At 63.0% G+C, this 17598-nt stretch carries 14 protein-coding genes and 1 pseudogene; 7 read left to right on the top strand and 8 right to left on the bottom strand.

The genetic code is table 11. From position 1 onward, the window contains the following. Nucleotides 1-122: 122 nt before the first annotated feature. From ACYP2Q_RS21470 to csiR, 5 genes and pseudogenes are all read right to left on the bottom strand, one after another. Nucleotides 123-1148, bottom strand: coding sequence for a histone deacetylase family protein (locus tag ACYP2Q_RS21470; protein ID WP_459732331.1), 1026 nt, complete (start codon nucleotides 1146-1148; stop codon nucleotides 123-125). Between the two features lie 145 nt (nucleotides 1149-1293). Continuing rightward, nucleotides 1294-2523 (bottom strand): Zn-dependent hydrolase, encoded by a 1230-nt coding sequence (locus ACYP2Q_RS21465; protein ID WP_459732330.1) that lies wholly within the window; start codon nucleotides 2521-2523, stop codon nucleotides 1294-1296. A 129-nt stretch (nucleotides 2524-2652) separates the two neighbouring features. Continuing rightward, the gene (locus tag ACYP2Q_RS21460) at nucleotides 2653-3963 is read right to left on the bottom strand and encodes an MFS transporter (protein ID WP_459732329.1); all 1311 of its coding nucleotides are present in this window, start codon (nucleotides 3961-3963) and stop codon (nucleotides 2653-2655) included. Nucleotides 3964-4206: 243 nt separating this feature from the next. After that, a pseudogene (locus tag ACYP2Q_RS21455) lies at nucleotides 4207-4401 on the bottom strand (DUF6124 family protein); the annotation flags it as partial. A 373-nt stretch (nucleotides 4402-4774) separates the two neighbouring features. Then, complete coding sequence (gene csiR, locus ACYP2Q_RS21450; RefSeq protein WP_459732328.1) at nucleotides 4775-5470, bottom strand: DNA-binding transcriptional regulator CsiR; 696 nt, start codon at nucleotides 5468-5470, stop codon at nucleotides 4775-4777. Nucleotides 5471-5664: 194 nt separating this feature from the next. Here csiR and glaH point away from each other — a divergent pair, with 194 nt between their 5' ends. The 3 genes from glaH (at nucleotide 5665) to gabD (ending at nucleotide 9435) form a co-directional block, all read left to right on the top strand. Then, nucleotides 5665-6642, top strand: coding sequence for a glutarate dioxygenase GlaH (gene glaH / locus ACYP2Q_RS21445; protein WP_459732327.1), 978 nt, complete (start codon nucleotides 5665-5667; stop codon nucleotides 6640-6642). A 63-nt stretch (nucleotides 6643-6705) separates the two neighbouring features. Beyond that, nucleotides 6706-7974, top strand: coding sequence for an L-2-hydroxyglutarate oxidase (gene lhgO, locus ACYP2Q_RS21440; RefSeq protein ID WP_459732540.1), 1269 nt, complete (start codon nucleotides 6706-6708; stop codon nucleotides 7972-7974). A gap of 12 nt (nucleotides 7975-7986) precedes the next feature. Continuing rightward, nucleotides 7987-9435, top strand: a complete 1449-nt coding sequence (gene gabD, locus ACYP2Q_RS21435) for an NADP-dependent succinate-semialdehyde dehydrogenase (RefSeq protein ID WP_459732326.1) — start codon at nucleotides 7987-7989, stop codon at nucleotides 9433-9435. A gap of 51 nt (nucleotides 9436-9486) precedes the next feature. Here the strand turns inward: gabD and ACYP2Q_RS21430 are convergent, their stop codons facing one another. From ACYP2Q_RS21430 to ACYP2Q_RS21420, 3 genes are all read right to left on the bottom strand, one after another. After that, a complete protein-coding gene (locus ACYP2Q_RS21430) occupies nucleotides 9487-10155 on the bottom strand; it encodes a TetR/AcrR family transcriptional regulator (protein WP_459732325.1) in 669 nt (222 codons plus the stop codon). Nucleotides 10156-10237: 82 nt separating this feature from the next. After that, nucleotides 10238-10675: an acyl-CoA thioesterase gene (locus ACYP2Q_RS21425; protein ID WP_459732324.1), complete on the bottom strand. Its 438-nt coding sequence runs from the start codon at nucleotides 10673-10675 to the stop codon at nucleotides 10238-10240. After that, a complete protein-coding gene (locus ACYP2Q_RS21420; RefSeq protein ID WP_459732323.1) occupies nucleotides 10672-11823 on the bottom strand; it encodes an iron-containing alcohol dehydrogenase in 1152 nt (383 codons plus the stop codon). Before ACYP2Q_RS21420 ends, ACYP2Q_RS21425 begins: the two co-directional genes overlap by 4 nt. A 358-nt stretch (nucleotides 11824-12181) precedes the next feature. On the opposite strand from ACYP2Q_RS21420, the gene ACYP2Q_RS21415 reads away from it, so the two are divergent. The 4 genes from ACYP2Q_RS21415 (at nucleotide 12182) to ACYP2Q_RS21400 (ending at nucleotide 17336) form a co-directional block, all read left to right on the top strand. Further along, on the top strand, nucleotides 12182-13621 hold the full coding sequence (locus ACYP2Q_RS21415; protein WP_459732322.1) for a phenylacetate--CoA ligase family protein: 1440 nt from the start codon (nucleotides 12182-12184) through the stop codon (nucleotides 13619-13621). A gap of 4 nt (nucleotides 13622-13625) precedes the next feature. Further along, entirely contained in the window at nucleotides 13626-15083 is a 1458-nt protein-coding gene (locus tag ACYP2Q_RS21410) for an acyl-CoA reductase (RefSeq protein ID WP_459732320.1), read from the top strand. 59 nt (nucleotides 15084-15142) lie between these two features. Beyond that, nucleotides 15143-16201, top strand: coding sequence for an NAD(P)-dependent alcohol dehydrogenase (locus ACYP2Q_RS21405; protein WP_459732319.1), 1059 nt, complete (start codon nucleotides 15143-15145; stop codon nucleotides 16199-16201). Between the two features lie 127 nt (nucleotides 16202-16328). Beyond that, nucleotides 16329-17336 (top strand): zinc-dependent alcohol dehydrogenase family protein, encoded by a 1008-nt coding sequence (locus ACYP2Q_RS21400; protein ID WP_459732318.1) that lies wholly within the window; start codon nucleotides 16329-16331, stop codon nucleotides 17334-17336. Nucleotides 17337-17598: the final 262 nt, after the last annotated feature.

The raw sequence follows: 17598 nt of genomic DNA, 5'->3' as shown, positions 1-17598 counted from the left end.
GTGGGACCAAGTCATCGTTCTTCGCGAGCAAGCCCGCATTGGACCGAGTTCCTTCAGAAAGAGCGCGATCAAATGTGGGAGCGGGCTTGCTCGCGAAAGCGATCGACCAGACGCCATCAAACTCAGAGCTGCCAAACCTCAGGACTCACAAAAAACGCCTTGGCATTATCCTCCAGACTCTCCAGGTGATACCCCCCCTCCTGCACAATCAGACACGGCAACCCAAGGCTGCGAATCCGCTCGCCGAGCACGGCAAACCCTTCCCGGGTTACCGCCACCTTGCTCTGTGGATCCAGCTCGAAAATATCGAACCCCAACGACAACACCAGCACCTGGGCACCGAAGTCCGTCACCGCCTCCAGTGCTACATCCAGTTGCTCGAGGAAGTGCGCCTCGCTGGCACCATGGGCCATCGGCAAGTTGAGGTTGTAGCCCTCGCCCGCCCCGACGCCACGCTCATCGGCAAAACCTGCGACCCCCGGATAGAAGTTGGTCGGATCGCCATGCACCGAGACATACAGCACGTCATCGCGATCGTAGAAAATCTCTTGAATGCCCTGGCCGTGGTGCATGTCGGTGTCCAGCACCGCCACCCGTGCAAAGCCGCCACGCAACACCTGGGCAGCCACCGCAGCGTTGTTCACATAACAGAAACCGCCCGCCGCTTCGGCCCGGGCATGGTGACCCGGTGGACGGCACAAGGCATAGGCGGCCGGCTCGCCGTCGAGCAAGGCCTGGGCACCGGCGACTGCGCTTTGCGCCGACCAATAGGCCGAACGCCAGGTCTGCTCGCCCACCGGGCAACTGCCGTCGGCCAGGTAGCGCGCGGCTTGGGCGAGCACCCCGCGCAAGGCGTTGGGCTCGCGCACGAAGATGTTCGACATCACCTCGTCGCCCCAATCCTCGGGGATTTCCTTCCAGCGCTGGTGGGCTTCCTGGAGGAACGCCAGGTAGGGCGCGCCGTGTACTGCCAGCAGCGGATCGAGCCCGGCATCATCGGGTTGTTCGACCTTGAAACCCAAGGCCTGTGATGCCTGCACCAGGCGCTGGGCGCGCTCGGGCACTTCCTGGGGGGTGCGCATCTGGCCACGGGAGTAGTAGCTGCGTGGATGGTGGAGCAATTGTTCGGGGTGGAAAAAACTGCGCATGGGATAAATTCCTGTCAGCGATCTTCAATCAGGGCGAGTACTTCTGTAGGAGCAAGCTTGCTCGCGATGAGGCCCGCACATTCAATATTGATGGCGACTGATCTACCGCTATCGCGAGCAAGCTTGCTCCTACAGGGGACTGCGTTTACTCAGCGATTTGCGCGCGGGTCAGTACGGCGTTGAGCAGCACATCCGTGCCCTGGCGCACATCTTCGGGCAACACGTCTTCCGCTTCGTTATGGCTCAAGCCACCGACACAGGGGATGAACACCATGGCCGTCGGGCAGAACCGCGCCAGGTGGATCGCGTCATGCCCGGCGCCGCTGACGATCGATTGCTGGGCGTAGCCCAGGCCATCCACGGCCTGCTGCACCGCCGCCACGCATTCGGCGTCGAACGGCGTGGCCGGGCTGATCCAGTGGGGCGTGATCGTCAGTTGCAAGCCGCGACCGTCGGCAATCGCCTGCAGTCGCGCACGAACCTGTTGCTCCATGGCCTCGATCGCTTCGTCGCGGTGATGACGCAGGTCGACCGTAAAGTTCACCAGCCCCGGAATGGTGTTGCGCGAGGACTTGTTGATGCTCAGCTCGCCCACCGTGGTCAGGCCTTCGGGGGCGAAATCGGCAGCCAGGCCTTCGATGGCCTGGATCATCCGCGCCACGCCGTACAAAGCGTCCTTGCGCAATGGCATCGGCGTCGTACCGGCGTGGGCGGCCATGCCTTCGACGCGCACGTCGAGCCAGCGGATCGCCTGGCCGCCGCTGACCACGCCGATGCTTTTCGCGTTGTCTTCGAGGATCGGCCCTTGTTCGATATGCGCTTCAAAGTACGCATCCACCGCGCCGCCCAACGGACGTTCGCCCGCGTAGCCCGTGCGTTGCAGCTCATCGGCGACGCTGATGCCATCGGCATCGCGCACTGCCAGCGCCGCGTCCAGCGGCATGATGCCGGTGAACACCGCCGAGCCGAACATCGCTGGGGTGAAGCGTGCGCCTTCTTCGTTGGTCCACACCGCCACTTCCAGTGGCTTGCGGGTCTGGATGCCGAGGTCATTGAGGCAACGCACCACTTCCAGGCCGGCGAGCACGCCGTATACGCCATCGAACCGACCGCCTTCGGGCTGGGTGTCGAGGTGGCTGCCCATCATCACCGGCGCGGCTTCAGGATCGGTGCCGGCGCGGCGGGCAAACAGGTTGCCGATGGCATCCACGCTCAGGGTCATGCCGGCTTCACGGCACCAGTGGGCAAACAGTTCGCGACCGGCCTTGTCTTCGTCGCTCAGGGCCAGGCGGCAGCTGCCGCCACGGGCGGTGGCACCGATTTCGGCCATCGCCATCAGACTCGCCCAGAGGCGTTCGCCATTAATCTTCAACATAAATCACTCCAGGAAAATGCAAAACGACGCTTTGTAGGAGCCGGCTTGCCGGCGAAGAGGCCTTCAAGACATGCATCGATCTTTCGACCGTCTTCGCCGGCAAGCCGGCTCCTACAGTTCGGTTCGGCGTCAGGCGTTGGCCATTTCCACGCGTTCAGCGCTGGCATGGCGACGGGCAAGGGACAGGACACAGATCAAGGACGTTGCGGCGATCAGGCTGTAGAACACCGCCATCGGCCACCATTGGCCGGCGAACTTGTGCGCCAGCATCGTGCCGATCAGCGGCGTCAGGCCACCGGCCACGGCCCCGCAAATCTGGTACGCCAGGGAGATCGCGGTGTAGCGCACCCGGGTCTCGAACATGCCGCTGACGTAGCCGGCGATCACCGCATAGAACGACGCCATGCACACCACCGCCAGGGCAATGCCGAGGATGATCAGCGGCGCCTGGGCCGAGCTCACCAACACGAACATCGGGTAAGGCGAGGCCATGGCCAGCAGCGACGCCAGGCACAGGAAGCGGGTCGCGCCGATCTTCTCGGCGACCCACGCCGCCAGGGGTTGAATGCAGAACTGGATGATCGCGACGACGAACAGGCACTCCAGGATCAACGAGCGCGGCAGCTCAAGTTGCTGGGTGGTGTAGGCGATCATGAAGGTGTTGGTGAAATACACCCCGGCGATCCCCAGCGTGTTGGCGCCGATGCACAGCAGCAATGGACGCCAAGCGGTGCGCAGCACTTCCATGACCGGTGCCTGTTCCTTGCGTTTGTTTTTGCTGGCCTGCTCGCGGCTGGCGAGAAACTCCGGCGACTCGTTCACACCCAGGCGAATCGCCAGGCCCACCAGCAACAACAGCGAACTGGCGAGGAACGGCAAGCGCCAGCCCCAGCTCATCAAGTCGTCTTCCGGCAAACGGGTGACCGCGCTGAAGGCCAGCAGCGACAGGATCAACCCCGCCGGGCTGCCCAGTTGCGCGAACGAGGCGAAGAAATTGCGTCGACCCTTGGGCGCATGCTCGCCGGCCATCAACACCGCCCCGCCCCACTCGCCACCAACGGCAATGCCCTGGACGATGCGCAGCAGAATCAGCAGCACCGGAGCAGCGGCGCCGATCTGCGCGTAAGTCGGCAGCAAACCGATGCACACCGTGACCACGCCCATCATCAGCAAGGTGATGATCAGCGATTTCTTGCGGCCAATGCGGTCACCGATATGCCCGAAGACAATCCCGCCCAACGGCCGCGCAAAGAAACCCACGGCAAAGGTGCCGAACGCGGCCATGGTGCTGAACAGTTTGTCGTCGGAGGGGAAGAACAGCGCACCGAACACCAGCGCGGCGGCGGTGGCGTAGATGTAAAAGTCGTACCACTCGATCATGGTGCCGATAAAGGCTGCGGCAGCCGCACGGCGCGGCTGGGACGAAGCGGGAGGCTTCATGGGGGCGGACTCCTTTGTTTATATTTTTGGCAGGAGATAAACGAACAATCAACGGCGCTCTGGCGGCGCCGGTCTGGGGATGATTTTTCGTCCGCGGGCGATGATTAGTCAATTTTCTATTTATTATTCAAATTATTACTACAGCTTATAATAAGAGCACCGGCCAAAAAAAATCGCAGCCTGCGCCAGGACCTACAGGTTTACGCGATCCCCTGTAGATGCCGTCTTGAACCTCACCGGGCAAGCGCAAGTTTCGGTCGTTGCTTGCGGGTTCACTGAAAACAGGGAGCTGGGTTTTCGCGGCGTGGCCTTGATATCGGCAGTTGTGGGGAAGTGAAAATCGAGGGCGTGTTCGGCGGCTTCGTTGAGTTTGGTTGAGTCGGGTTCATACGGGGATCCCGGATCGGTGTTCGGCGGATTGGGTGAAGGCTTCTTCATATGCTGAGTTTTCCTATGATGTGCCAACCCCTCTTGCGACTAAACGAAAGGGGAGGCAACTGCACGCAGGTTAGTCGACCGGCAAACTCAGCAAACCGGCGCGCTCGAAAGCGCCCTGCGTACAGCTACCATCAAGTACAGGCAATGAAAGACCTGCATGACAGATGCACGCACAACTGAGTCAACGCGAGCGACTAAACCCGATCACTGATGGGCAGTGACACGAATCAAGTTACCGAGCGACCCCAAGGCGCACAAGCCGGCGGATTCTGGAGTATCCGTAGGCAATGGCGCAAGAAATTGTGGCTTTCATCCAGTAACTGCAAAGGTTGTTAAACAAGCTGCCCGAAAGTTGTTTAACGACCTCGATCACTCAACCTCTCCCCCACCCACCCCGCTGCATCACCTCAACAATAATCGGCACCGGCGTCATCAAATGGCTACGCATCATGCCGCTCGCCCGAGCGGCATCCCGCGCCAAAATCGCCTCAACCAACGCCGCATGCTCCTGACGCTTCAACGCCAGCGCTTCCTCGGAGAACACCGTTTGCGTCAACCACAAATGCCTATAGCGCTCGGCCTGGTCGAACAGGTAGGTGCGCGCCTGCAGTAGATGCCGGGAGCCGCAGCCCGCGGCGATGGCGCTGTGGAAAGCCTTGTGGCGTTCGTCCCAGACGTCGAGCACTTTTTCGCGAGTGGTGACGTCCATGACTTTGGACAGGGTGTGGGACTGGGCGAGGATCTGGGCTTCCCAGGCGTCGTCGCCGCGTTCGATGGCCAGGCCGACGATCATGGCTTCGAGGTTGGCGCGGGCGTCGTAGATGTCCTGCATTTCGGCCAGGGACATGGGCGCGACCCGGTAGCCTTTCTGGCTGATGACCACCACCAGGTGTTCGGCCACCAGCTGTGACAGTGCTTCGCGCAGCGGGCCGACCCCCAGGTCGTAGCGCTCCTTGAGCCCGCTCATGAGCAGTTTCTCTCCGGGCTTGAAGGTGCCGCGGATGATGTCCAGCTTGAGCCGCTCATACCCGCTGAACGCAGAGTTGAGCCTGGGGGTGGGGCTGTCCAAGGTGCTGCTCCAAACGTGCCAAACCCCCATCATACCCAAACATCTATCGGACGGAAAACAATCGACGAATATCGATTTTGTCGCTTATTTATAAAAATGTAGACATTTTTATATTGTGGCGATATTTTCCCTCTTGCCAGATCCAGACACACCGCTGGAAGGCGCCATTCATTCCCTTCTGCCCCGGAGTTGCCATGAACGCCTTTACGCAAATTCAGGACCTTGTGTTGCCACTGCCATCGCAAATCAAGGGTTTTACCCTTTCCCCTTCCAGCCAGTCGCCGCGTCTGCTTGAGCTGAAATTCGCCAGGGAAACGGTCGACGCGTTCATCGAGGCGGTGGCGCAATGGCCGGTCCAGGCCCTGGAGTACAAGTCGTTCCTGCGCTTTCGGGTCGCGCAGATTCTTGATGAGTTGTGTGAAGGCACCCTGCGCCCGGTGTTGATCAACACCATCCTCGATCGCGCCACCGGCGGCATGCTGGTCACGCCTGAAGGGCTGGACGACGTGTCCCAGGCCGATGACATGGTCAAGTTCTCCTCGGCGGTGGCCCACCTGATCGGCCGCTCCAACTTCGATGCCATGAGCGGGCAGTTCTACGCGCGCTTTGTGGTGGTCAACAGCGACAGCTCCGACAGCTACCTGCGCCAGCCCCACCGGGTGATGGAACTGCACAACGACGGCACCTTCGTCCAGGAGCGTACCGACTACGTGATGATGATGAAGATCGACGAGCAGAACATGGAGGGTGGCAACTCCCTGCTCTTGCACCTGGATGACTGGGAAGACCTGCAGCATTACTACCGCCATCCGCTGGCCCGCCGTGAAATGCGCTTCACCGCACCACCGAGCAAGAACGTGCGCGAAGACGTGTTCCACGCGGTGTTCGACAACGACGCCGCAGGCCGTCCGACCATGCGCTACATTGACCAGTTCGTGCAGCCCAGGGATTTCGAGGAAGGCATCTGGCTGAACGCGATGAGCGAATCCCTGGAAGGCAGCTCGCGCAAACTCTCGGTACCGGTGCCGGTCGGCAGCTTCGTGCTGGTCAACAATATGTTCTGGCTGCACGGTCGCGACCGCTTCACCGCCCACCAGGGCCTGCGTCGCGAGCTGATGCGCCAGCGTGGCTACATCAGCTACCAGAAAACCCTGTACCAGCGCGGCCAGTAAGGTCTGCCAGGCGAGACGGTGCTACCCATAAAAACCTAATCCAGGCGGTGCGAGCGAATGGCAGTGTACGACTTCATCATCATCGGCGGCGGCATCGTGGGCATGTCCACGGCCATGCAATTGGCGCAGGTTTACCCGGACGCCAAGATCCTCCTGCTGGAGAAAGAGTCCGGCCTGGCCCGGCACCAGACAGGCCACAACAGTGGCGTGATCCACGCCGGCGTCTACTACACCCCGGGCAGCCTCAAGGCGCGTTTCTGCCTGGAGGGCAACAAGGCCACCAAGGCCTTCTGCAAAAAACACGGCATCCCGTATGACGAATGCGGCAAGCTGCTGGTGGCCACCAACGAGCTGGAAATGGAGCGCATGCGCGCGCTGTGGGAACGCACCGCCGCCAATGGCATCAAGCGTGACTGGCTGACGGCCGCCGAACTGCGCGAGCGCGAGCCGAACATCGTCGGCCTGGGCGGCATCTTCGTGCCGTCCAGCGGCATCGTGAACTACGCCCAGGTCACCGAGGCCATGGGCCGCGAGTTCGAGGCCGCCGGGGGCGAGATCCGCTACAACAGCGAAGTGGTCGCCATCGACGAGCGTGCGGACGAGGTGGTGGTGCACGGCAAAGACCAGGAGCACCGCGGGCGTTTCCTGATCACCTGTTCGGGGCTGATGGCCGACCGCGTCGTGCGCATGCTCGGGGTCACGCCGAATTTCATCATCTGCCCGTTCCGTGGCGAGTACTACCTGCTGCCCAAGCAGCACAACCAGATCGTCAACCACCTGATCTATCCGATCCCGGACCCGTCCATGCCGTTCCTCGGCGTGCACCTGACGCGCATGATCGACGGCACCGTCACCGTGGGCCCCAACGCGGTGCTGGCGATGAAACGCGAAGGCTATCGCAAGACCGATTTCTCGCTGTCGGACATGGTCGAGACCCTGACCACCCCGGGCATTCTCAAGGTGCTGAAGAACAACCTGCGCCCGGGCCTGATCGAGATGAAAAACTCGCTGTTCAAGGGCGGTTACCTCAAGCAGGTGCAGAAGTACTGTCCAGGCATCGAAAAAAGCGACCTCACCCCCTACCCCGCCGGCGTCCGCGCCCAGGCGGTGTCGCTGGACGGCAAGCTGATCGACGACTTCCTGTTCGTCAACACCGCGCGCAGCTTCAGCGTCTGCAATGCCCCGTCGCCTGCCGCGACCTCCGCCATCCCGATCGGCGCCTACATCGTCGACAAGGTCCGCGAGCAGCTGGCAAGCACCGGCGCCAGTTTCGTCAAACCCGCCAACTCGACCCGGCCCGCCCCTGGGGCGGCCTGCGTCGCCACCCGATAAGAGGAATCAAGCGTGCAACTCAAGGATCCGCAACTGTTCCGCCAGCAAGCCTATATCGACGGTGCCTGGGTCGATGCCGACAACGGCCAGACCCTCAAGGTCAACAACCCGGCCACCGGGGAGATCATCGGCAGCGTGCCGAAGATGGGCGCCACTGAGACCCGGCGCGCCATCGAAGCCGCCGACAAGGCCTTGCCGGCCTGGCGTGCCCTGACCGCCAAGGAGCGCGCCAACAAACTGCGCAAGTGGTTCGAGCTGATGCTGGCCAACCAGGAAGACCTGGCCCGCCTGATGACCCTCGAACAGGGCAAGCCGCTGAGCGAATCCCGTGGCGAAATCGCTTACGCCGCCTCCTTCCTGGAGTGGTTCGGTGAGGAAGCCAAGCGCGTCTATGGCGACATCATTCCGGGTCATCAGGTCGACAAGCGCCTGATGGTGCTCAAGCAACCGATCGGTGTCACCGCGGCCATCACGCCGTGGAACTTCCCATCGGCGATGATCACCCGCAAGGCCGGCCCGGCCTTGGCCGCCGGTTGCACCATGGTCCTCAAGCCGGCTTCGCAAACGCCCTACTCGGCCCTGGCCCTGGCGGAACTGGCCGAGCGCGCCGGCATTCCCAAAGGCGTGTTCAGCGTGGTCACCGGCAGTGCCGGCGAAGTCGGCGCCGAGCTGACCGGCAACCCGCTGGTGCGCAAGCTGAGCTTCACCGGCTCCACCGAAATCGGTCGCCAGCTGATGGTCGAGTGCGCCAAGGACATCAAGAAGGTCTCGCTGGAACTGGGTGGCAATGCACCCTTCATCGTCTTCGACGACGCTGACCTCGACGCCGCTGTCGAAGGCGCGCTGGTCTCAAAGTATCGCAACAACGGCCAGACCTGCGTCTGCGCCAACCGCCTGTACATCCAGGACGGTGTCTACGACGCATTCGTCGATAAACTCACCGCGGCCGTGGCCCGGTTGAACATCGGCAACGGCCTGGAAAACGGCGTCACCACCGGCCCCCTGATCGACGCCAAGGCCATGGCCAAGGTCCAGGAGCACATTGACGATGCGGTCAGCAAAGGCGCGCGCGTGGTCGCCGGTGGCAAGCCGCACGCCCTGGGCGGGACCTTCTTCGAGCCGACGGTGCTGGTGGATGTACCGCGCAATGCCGCCGTCGCCCGGGAGGAAACCTTCGGCCCGCTGGCACCGCTGTTCCGCTTCCAGGATGAGGCCGATGTGATCGCCATGGCCAACGACACCGAGTTCGGCCTGGCCTCTTATTTCTATGCCCGCGACCTGAGCCGGGTGTTCCGGGTCGGTGAAGCGCTGGAGTACGGCATCGTCGGCGTCAACACCGGGATCATCTCCAACGAAGTGGCGCCGTTCGGTGGCATCAAGGCCTCGGGCCTGGGTCGCGAAGGGTCCAAGTACGGCATCGAGGACTACCTGGAAATCAAGTACCTGTGCATCGGAATCTGAGTCTCCAGGCCGGGTAACACCTGACGCCCCGCTTGCGAGGCGTCGCTGTTTTCACGGGTTCGGCTCGGTCAACAGCGCGTGAAGCATGCGCGCGATCATCCTCGGCGTGTCGTCTTCAGTGAGGTAGCCGGGTTTTTCCAGGAGCATGGCCCGTGGCAGTACCGACCAGGTCTGGTACACCAGGAACTCGGCCTTTTCCCGGTTCTTCACCGTGATTTCACTGGTAAAGCGCTTCATCAAGGCCGAACTCGCCGTGGCGGTCCACAGTTGCTTGGCCTTGACCACGTCCAGGCGCACCAGCTCGTCATAGTGGGTGGAGCGCACGCTGAAGGCCGGGTCAAAGAGGGTTTTCTTGTGGTGGGCGGCGAACACGGCGCGCAAGGCCAACAGAATCCCGTCCATCAGGCTGGTGCCCGGCGGCAGCGCCATGATGTCGGCGTACAGGCCGATGCGCGCTTCGGTGCGGTAATCATCGAATATCGCCGCGATCAACGACTCCATCGTCGGGAAATACTCGTAGATCGAGCTGATCGCCACCCCGGAGTCTTCGGCCAGGCGCATGGCGCTCAAGGCTTCGCGCCCCTCGCTTTCGAGAATCTGCCGACCGGCCTGCTTCACGGCCGTGACCAGCGCGATCGAGCGCGCCTGTCGCGGTTCCTTGCGGGGCTGGGCCGGGATATCGACCTGCACGCCCGGCTTGTCTGAGGTGGGTTTGATCATGCTGTGCGCTCCAGAATGCTGCTGTTTGCCACCGCGGCAGAACCGCCAGGCAGCATTCTGGAGTATGACCTGGCCGGCGCGCTTAGTCAGCGAGCCGGGCGAGTGCGCGACGCACCGTGGGCGGGATGGGCACCGAGCGGTTGCTGGCGCGGTCGACGTACACATAGACGACATGGGCCGCGGCGCACGCCAGCTGTTCATCGTTGCGAAACAGCGCCAGCTCGTAGCGGGCGCTGCTGGTGCCCAGGCGGGATATTTTCATGCCGACCGTGATCACGTCAGGGAAGCCCATGGACGCAAAGTAGTCGCACCCCGAATTGGCGATCAAGCCGATCACCGGGCTGCTGGCGATGTCCAGGGTGCCCTGTTCGACCAGGAACGCCGTGATCGCCGACTCGCAATAGGAGTAATAGACCACGTTGTTCACATGCCCATAGGCGTCATTGTCACCAAAGCGCGTCGGCACCTGGCTGAAATGGCGGAAATCGTCCCGGCACGGGCGCTTGGCCTTATGGCTCATAGGATCTCCCGGTAGATCGCGCGCACATCGGCCAGGCCCAGCTCCCGGGGATTATTGCCGAGCAGACGCTGCTGCTTCATCGCATCGAGCGCCAGCGCCTCGATGTCGGACTCGGCGATGCCCAGGTCGCGCAAGCGGGTCGCCAGGCCCAGTTCACCGGCCAGGGAGCCGAGGTAGTTGGCCAGGGTCGAGGCTTTTTCCATGTCACTACCCTGGACGCCAGGCAGGACGATATCGGCCAGTTGCGCATAGAGCGGCGCCACCGTCTCGAGGTTGAAGCGCATCACCGGGCCCAGCACCAAGGCATTGGACAGGCCGTGGGGGATATGGAAACGGGCGCCGAGGGGATACGCCAGGGCGTGCACCGCCGCCACCGGCGCGTTGGCGAAGGCCATGCCCGCCAGGCAGGCACCGAGCAACATGTTTTCCCGCGCCTGCAGGTTGGTACCGTCGACGCTGGCCTGGAACAGGCTGCCGGACAACAGGCGCAGCGCCTCGCGGGCCAGGCAATCGGAAATCGGGTTCTTCAGGTTCTTGGTGGTATAGGCTTCGATGGCATGGACCATGGCATCGATACCGGTCGCTGCCGTGACGTGCGCTGGCAGGCCAAGGGTCAGCTCGGCGTCGAGCACCGCCAGGTCGGGCAACAGCATCGGCGAGTAGACCACGTTCTTCTCACCGGCACCGGTGGTCACCACCGACACCGAGGTCACTTCCGAACCGGTCCCTGCGGTGGTCGGCACCAGGATCAGCGGCAGGCGCGGGCCGTTGGCCTGGTTGATGCCATACACCTGGGTCAAGGACTCGCCACTACGCGCCAGCAGTGCGGCCAGCTTGGCGGCGTCCAGCGAACTGCCGCCACCGAGCCCCACCACGCAATCGGCGTCGCAGTCTTTGGCGGCATCCACCGCGGCCAGGATCACCGACTCCGGCGGGTCGGCCTGGACCTGGGAAAACACGCTGACGGCGATCTCCTGGCTTTCGAGGCCTTTGAGCACCGCCTCCAGCAGTCCGGCGGCAATAACCCCGGCATCGGTCACCAGCAGCACCGACTTGCAGCCCCTGGCACGAACATGTTCGGCGAGCCGGGTCGAGGCTCCGCGTTCGATGATCATTGATGGCGTGGTCTGAAATACCATTTTCAACATGGAAGCCTCACGAATAGGTGAAATGCATTGGGTTTTTCTGACGATTGCAAAGCACAGGCGCCCCTCATGAACAGCGGTCTGAGTGGCAGCCCAGTGCCCCGTCGACAGGGCTGGGAGAGACCGAGTGTATGCCAGCAAACCGGCGGTTCCCGACTGAAATCCGCTCCCCTGCGCCGAATCCGGAATGACCTCCACGGACACCTCGAAACATCCTATTTTCTCCTTGTTTTTCAATGGCTTGATCAATACGGCCAAATGCCCGAATCCGGAACAAAACCCGGATCTTCCTCCCCATACTTGAGCCACACCCTCCCCCCGGCCTCGCCGGTTCCCCACTAGTCGAGTAGCGAGCCAGACAATGCCCACTGCACAACTGTCGATAGAACAAAAAACCCAGCTACTGCTGAACAACCCGGCAGAATTGGTCAACTATTCCCAGCACGCCTGGAACCATTTGCCCCGCGCCGAAATCGACGCGCTGCAAATCAATGCCCTCAAGCAACGCTTCGCCGAACTGCGCGAGCGCATCCCGGTCCTCAAGAAGCTCGCCGACGCCCAGGGCGTGGACACGATCGAGCAGCTCGACGACGTGGTGCCGCTGCTGTTCGAACACACCGTCTACAAGTCCTACCCGCCTTCGCTGCTGGAAAAACGCAGCTTCGCCCAGATCAACAAATGGCTGGGCAAACTGGTGACGCCGGAGGTGGCCGAAGCCATCGCCGCGGTCAATGTCAGCGATTGCCAGGGCCTGGATGACTGGTTCGAGACCATGGACGAAGGCGTGCCGCAACTGCGCATCAGCCACACCTCGGGCACGTCCGGCACCCTGTCGTTCCTGCCCCAGGGCGTGCACGAGTGGGACAAGTTCGCGCAACTGCGCAAGATGATGGTGTGGAACATGGAGGGCCCGGACACCCCGCAGCCCAACCTGCACACGATCTACCCGTACTACCGCAAGGGCTACCTGAGCCATGTGCGCGTCCACGCGGCGATGATTCCGGCGCTGTTGCCCCACGAATCGCATTTCCATGCGGCCTACCCGACCACCCTCAGCACAGACGTGCTGCATCTGGGCGCCAAGCTGCGCGCGGCACAGGCCAAGGGTACCCTCGATCGCCTGGTGATCAGCCCGGAACTGCTGGAGAAGAAAAAGGCGTTCGACCAGTTGCAGGCCGAGATGCCCCAGCACCTGGCAACCTTCTTCGATCACATGTCGACCCGGCTCAAGGGCCAGCGTGTGTACATCGGCGCCACCTGGAACCTGCTGCACAGCATGGCCAAGGCCGGCCTTGAGCGCGGCCTGGAAGGGATCTTCCACCCTGAGTCGTTCGTGCACACCGCCGGTGGCGGCAAGGGTGTGGTGCAACCCGAAGGCTGGCGCGAAGACGTGCTGCGCTTCACCGGTGCCAAGACCCTCAACGAATCCTATGCCATGTCCGAGATCGTCGGCGGCGCCCATGCCGTTTGTGAAGAGGGGCACTTCCACTTCGCCCCCACCGTCATCCCTTACCTGCTCGACCCGGAGACCAGCAAGCCGCTGCCGCGCCATGGCCGCGTGACCGGGCGTGCCGCCTTCTTCGACCTCGGCGCGGAAATCCGTTGGGGCGGCTTCATCACCGGCGACGAGATCACCGTCGAATGGGACAAGCCCTGCGCCTGTGGCCGGCCGAGTTGCTACGTGGTCGGGCCGATCCAGCGCTACAGCGAACTCAATGGCGGCGACGACAAGATCACCTGTGCCGCCACCGAAGACTCCCATCGCCAGGCGATGGATTTCCTGAACACATTAGAGGGCTAACCCCATGAGCAAACCCATTGCGCCAATGATCATCCGCGGCAAGGTCATCACCGACAACCTGATCGACGTCGGCGGTCGTGGCGGCGACCTGATCTTCCAGACCCCGGATGCGCACAAGTACATCGACCAACTGCCGCTGGGTAACCCGGCGAAGCTGGCCGACCTGTACACGCTCACGTTCAAGGACATCCTCGACTACTGCGAAGCCCTCGGTGAACGCCTGGAATTCCACCAGAACCCCTACCTGCAGGAAGCTTGCGAGCTGTCGTACCTGACGGCGCCGGTCACCCCGAGCATGGTCAAGGGCAGCTACATGGGGCTGCGCCACATGCTCACCCGTGAGTCCGTCACCGAACAGGTGGAGAACTCGGTGGGCGTCAAGTACCTGGAAGGCTGGGTCAAGCAGCGCTTGATCGACGGCACCGAGCTGGACGTGCGCTGCTTCGGCGCCCGCACCCTGCATATCGTCGCCGGCAACGCGACCGGCTTGTCGCTGCTGACCATCCTGCGCAACATGGTGCTGCGCAGCGACGCGATCATCAAGGCGCCGTCCAACGACCCATTCACGGCCCTGGCCATCGCCCGCACCATGGTCGAGATGGCGCCGGACCACCCGCTGACCAAACACCTGAGCGTCGCCTACTGGAAAGGGGGCGACCAGGCGTTCGAAGAGCGTCTGTACCAGCCGCAGAACCTGGAGAAGATCGTTGCCTGGGGCGGCTTCAATTCGATGAAGCACGTCACCCGCTACATCCAGCCGGGCCTGGAACTCATCTCCCTCGACCCGAAACGCAGCGCCAGCATCATCGGCAAGGGCGCTTTCGACAGTGAAGGAACCATGCGCGAGGCCGCCCTGCGCCTGGCCAGCGACATCGGCGCGCTGAACCAGAAAGCCTGCGTGTGCGCCCGGGTGGTCTACGTGCAGAGCGGCACCGACGAGGCCGGCCTGGCCAACCTCAACACCTTTGGCCGCTATGTCTACGACGCCATGCAGACCCTGCCCAACACCCTCAGCACCGTGCCCAAGCGCTACGACCAGGGCCTCAAGGCCGAAGTCGACGCGCTGCGCCTGGACGATGAGTGGTACCAGGTGATCGGCGGCCAGGACGGCGAAGGCGCGGTCATCTGCTCGCAGATTCCGGAGTCGGTGTCCTTCGCCGCCCGGCTCGACGACCGCACCGCCAACCTGGTGCCGGTCGACGACCTGCACGAGATGATGGACGCCGTGGACGCCTACACCCAGACCGTCGGCGTCTATCCGGAAAGCATCAAGGACGACCTCAAGGACATCCTGCCGCTGTATGGCGCGCAGCGCATCGTTTCCCTGGGCTACGCGGCAGGGCTGAAATGGGCCGGTCCCCAGGACTCCATCGAGCCGCTGCGACGCATGGGCAAGTGGATCGTCAACCAGATCGCCACGCCGGAAATGACCCCGGCGCCGTGGTTGCGCCCGTCCATCTGACGCCTCCTGTCCCCCCGGCCCTGGCCGGGGGGACGCATCGATTTCTACAGGACTCATCCATGACTACTTGCCTGGGATTTGCCGCCCATGAGGCCCACTCCGCCCTCGCGCCGTTTCGTTTCGAGCGCCGAGCCCTGCGCGACGATGACGTCGCCATCCATATCGCCTATTGCGGTGTCTGCCATTCCGATGCCCATCAAGTGCACAACGACTGGAACAACACGGTCTATCCCATCGTGCCCGGTCACGAGATCGTCGGCCATGTGACCGCCGTCGGCCGTAATGTCAGCCGTTTCAAGGTCGGCGACCGGGTTGCCGTCGGTTGCCAGGTTGACAGCTGCCTGCAATGCGCCCCTTGCGCAGACCATCAGGAACAACTCTGCGTCCAGGGTCCGACGCCGACCTACAACGGCAAGGACCGTCACACCGGTGAGGTCACCTACGGCGGTTACTCCGAACATATCGTCGTGCGTGAGCAGTTCGTCCTGCGCATGCCCGACAGCCTCGATCCGCGTTTCGCCGCGCCGCTGCTATGCGCCGGCATCACCGTGTGGAACCCGATGCGCCGCTACGGCGTGGGCCAGGGTTCGAAAGTCGCGGTGGTCGGTCTCGGCGGGCTGGGCCATATGGCGGTGAAGCTGGCCGTGGCGCTCGGTGCCGAGGTAACCGTGATCACCACTTCACCGGGCAAGGCTGACGACGCCCGCGCCCTGGGTGCCAATCACGTGCTGCTGTCCAACGATGCTGCGGCCATGTCGGCGGCGGCCAATGGCTTCGAATTCATCATCGACACCATTCCCAGCCGGCACAACGTCAACCCCTACCTGATGCTGCTGGGTCGCGACGGCGTGCTGGTGCTGGTCGGGGCCATCGAACCCCTGGAACCGATTCATGGTGGTTTGCTGATCCGCAACAACCGCAGCATCGCCGGCTCGCTCATCGGCGGTATCCAGGCAATCCAGGAACTGCTGGATTTCTGCGCCGAACACCAGGTGCTGCCGAGCTGCGAAATGATTGACATCAAGGACATCAACAGGGCCTTCGACCGTCTGCAAAACAACGACGTGAAGTACCGCTTCGTGATCGACATGACCAGCCTGCGTGACGTCGTCCTGTAATACAGCCCCACGCTGCGGTGCGCATCACCGCAGCGTCTTCTTGAGGCAATATACTCGCGGTGGGCGCGGCCATCGTTGACCAACAACTCGCGCCTCTGCCCTCACACGGACTGACTCGAGGATCCTCATGAAAGCCATTCAACTGCTACATCCTGCTGGCCTGGATAATCTGCGCCTGGTCGACATGCCCGCTCCCGGTGCGCCCGCCGCAGGCGAGATCCAGGTGCGCATCCACGCCAGCTCGCTCAACTATCACGACCTCGGCGTCGTCACCGGCCATGCCCGTGCGCAAGAGGGTCGCATCCCCATGTCCGACGGCGCCGGCGTCGTCACCTCCGTGGGCGAAGGCGTAACGGAATTCGCCGTGGGCGACCACGTGGTGTCGTGCTTCTTCCCCCACTGGCAATCGGGTCGCGCCGTGCCCACCACCTTCCAGACCGTGCCCGGCGATGGTGTGGACGGCTTTGCCCGCGAACTGATCAACCTGCCCACCGAGGCCTTCACGCTGGCGCCCAAGGGTTACTCCCATGAAGAAGCCGCCACGCTGACCACGGCCGGCCTGACCGCCTGGCGTGCACTGGTGGTGGACGGTCGCATCCAGGCGGGCGACACCGTGCTGGTGCTGGGTACCGGTGGCGTGTCGATAGCGGCCCTGCAAATGGCCAGGTCCATGGGCGCACGGGTGATTGCCACGACTTCGTCCGAGGCCAAGAAAGAGCGCCTGCTGGCACTGGGGGCCGATGAGGTCATCAACTACAAGGACCAACCGGAATGGGGTGATGCGGTGCTGGCTGCCACTGAAGGTCGCGGTGCCGACATCGTGGTCGAAGTGGGTGGCCCGGGCACGCTGCCGCAGTCAATCCGCGCCTGCGCGGCCGGCGGTCACATTGCGCTGATCGGCGTGCTCACCGGCATCAGCGGCAGCGTTCCGACCCTGGAATTGATGCGCAAGCAGCAGACCCTGCGCGGCCTGATCGTTGGCAGCCGCGAGCATCAGCAGGACATGGTGCGTGCGCTGGAAAACTTCGACTGGCGTCCGGTCATCGACAGCCGCTATCCGCTGGAGCAGATCGCCGAGGCCTTTGCCCACCAGATCAGCGCCAGTCACTTTGGCAAGATTTGCCTGCAGTATTGATCGGGGTAATGGCTGCACTGCGAGATGCACCCGATTACTGTAGGAGCTGGCTTGCCAGCGATGGCGGCCTGACAGCCGACTCTTTTTTCGGCGTACATATCCATTTCTTCGGTAACGGCCACTTATGGTTTCGCCCTTACCTGTAGGAGCGAGCTTGCTCGCGATGGAGGTCAACGATGACGCGGGGAGCCTGACACCCCGCGGTGCTCTCGGGTTTTTCGCGAGCAAGCTCGCTCCTACAGGGCCCGCCGCGCTCGGCCTC

The sequence above is a fragment of the Pseudomonas sp. MHK4 genome (assembly GCF_054600775.1).
This window is presented reverse-complemented; position numbering and strand designations above follow the sequence as displayed.

What these genes read in the sequence shown, in the direction of transcription:
- ACYP2Q_RS21415 (WP_459732322.1), top strand. Translation starts at nt 12,182, where the DNA reads ATGCCCACTGCACAACTGTCGATAGAACAAAAAACCCAGCTACTGCTG.
- ACYP2Q_RS21405 (WP_459732319.1), top strand. Translation starts at nt 15,143, where the DNA reads ATGACTACTTGCCTGGGATTTGCCGCCCATGAGGCCCACTCCGCCCTC.
- ACYP2Q_RS21425 (WP_459732324.1), bottom strand. Translation starts at nt 10,675, where the DNA reads ATGAGCCATAAGGCCAAGCGCCCGTGCCGGGACGATTTCCGCCATTTC.
- glaH (WP_459732327.1), top strand. Translation starts at nt 5,665, where the DNA reads ATGAACGCCTTTACGCAAATTCAGGACCTTGTGTTGCCACTGCCATCG.
- ACYP2Q_RS21465 (WP_459732330.1), bottom strand. Translation starts at nt 2,523, where the DNA reads ATGTTGAAGATTAATGGCGAACGCCTCTGGGCGAGTCTGATGGCGATG.
- ACYP2Q_RS21470 (WP_459732331.1), bottom strand. Translation starts at nt 1,148, where the DNA reads ATGCGCAGTTTTTTCCACCCCGAACAATTGCTCCACCATCCACGCAGC.
- ACYP2Q_RS21400 (WP_459732318.1), top strand. Translation starts at nt 16,329, where the DNA reads ATGAAAGCCATTCAACTGCTACATCCTGCTGGCCTGGATAATCTGCGC.
- ACYP2Q_RS21430 (WP_459732325.1), bottom strand. Translation starts at nt 10,155, where the DNA reads ATGATCAAACCCACCTCAGACAAGCCGGGCGTGCAGGTCGATATCCCG.
- ACYP2Q_RS21410 (WP_459732320.1), top strand. Translation starts at nt 13,626, where the DNA reads ATGAGCAAACCCATTGCGCCAATGATCATCCGCGGCAAGGTCATCACC.
- ACYP2Q_RS21420 (WP_459732323.1), bottom strand. Translation starts at nt 11,823, where the DNA reads ATGTTGAAAATGGTATTTCAGACCACGCCATCAATGATCATCGAACGC.
- ACYP2Q_RS21460 (WP_459732329.1), bottom strand. Translation starts at nt 3,963, where the DNA reads ATGAAGCCTCCCGCTTCGTCCCAGCCGCGCCGTGCGGCTGCCGCAGCC.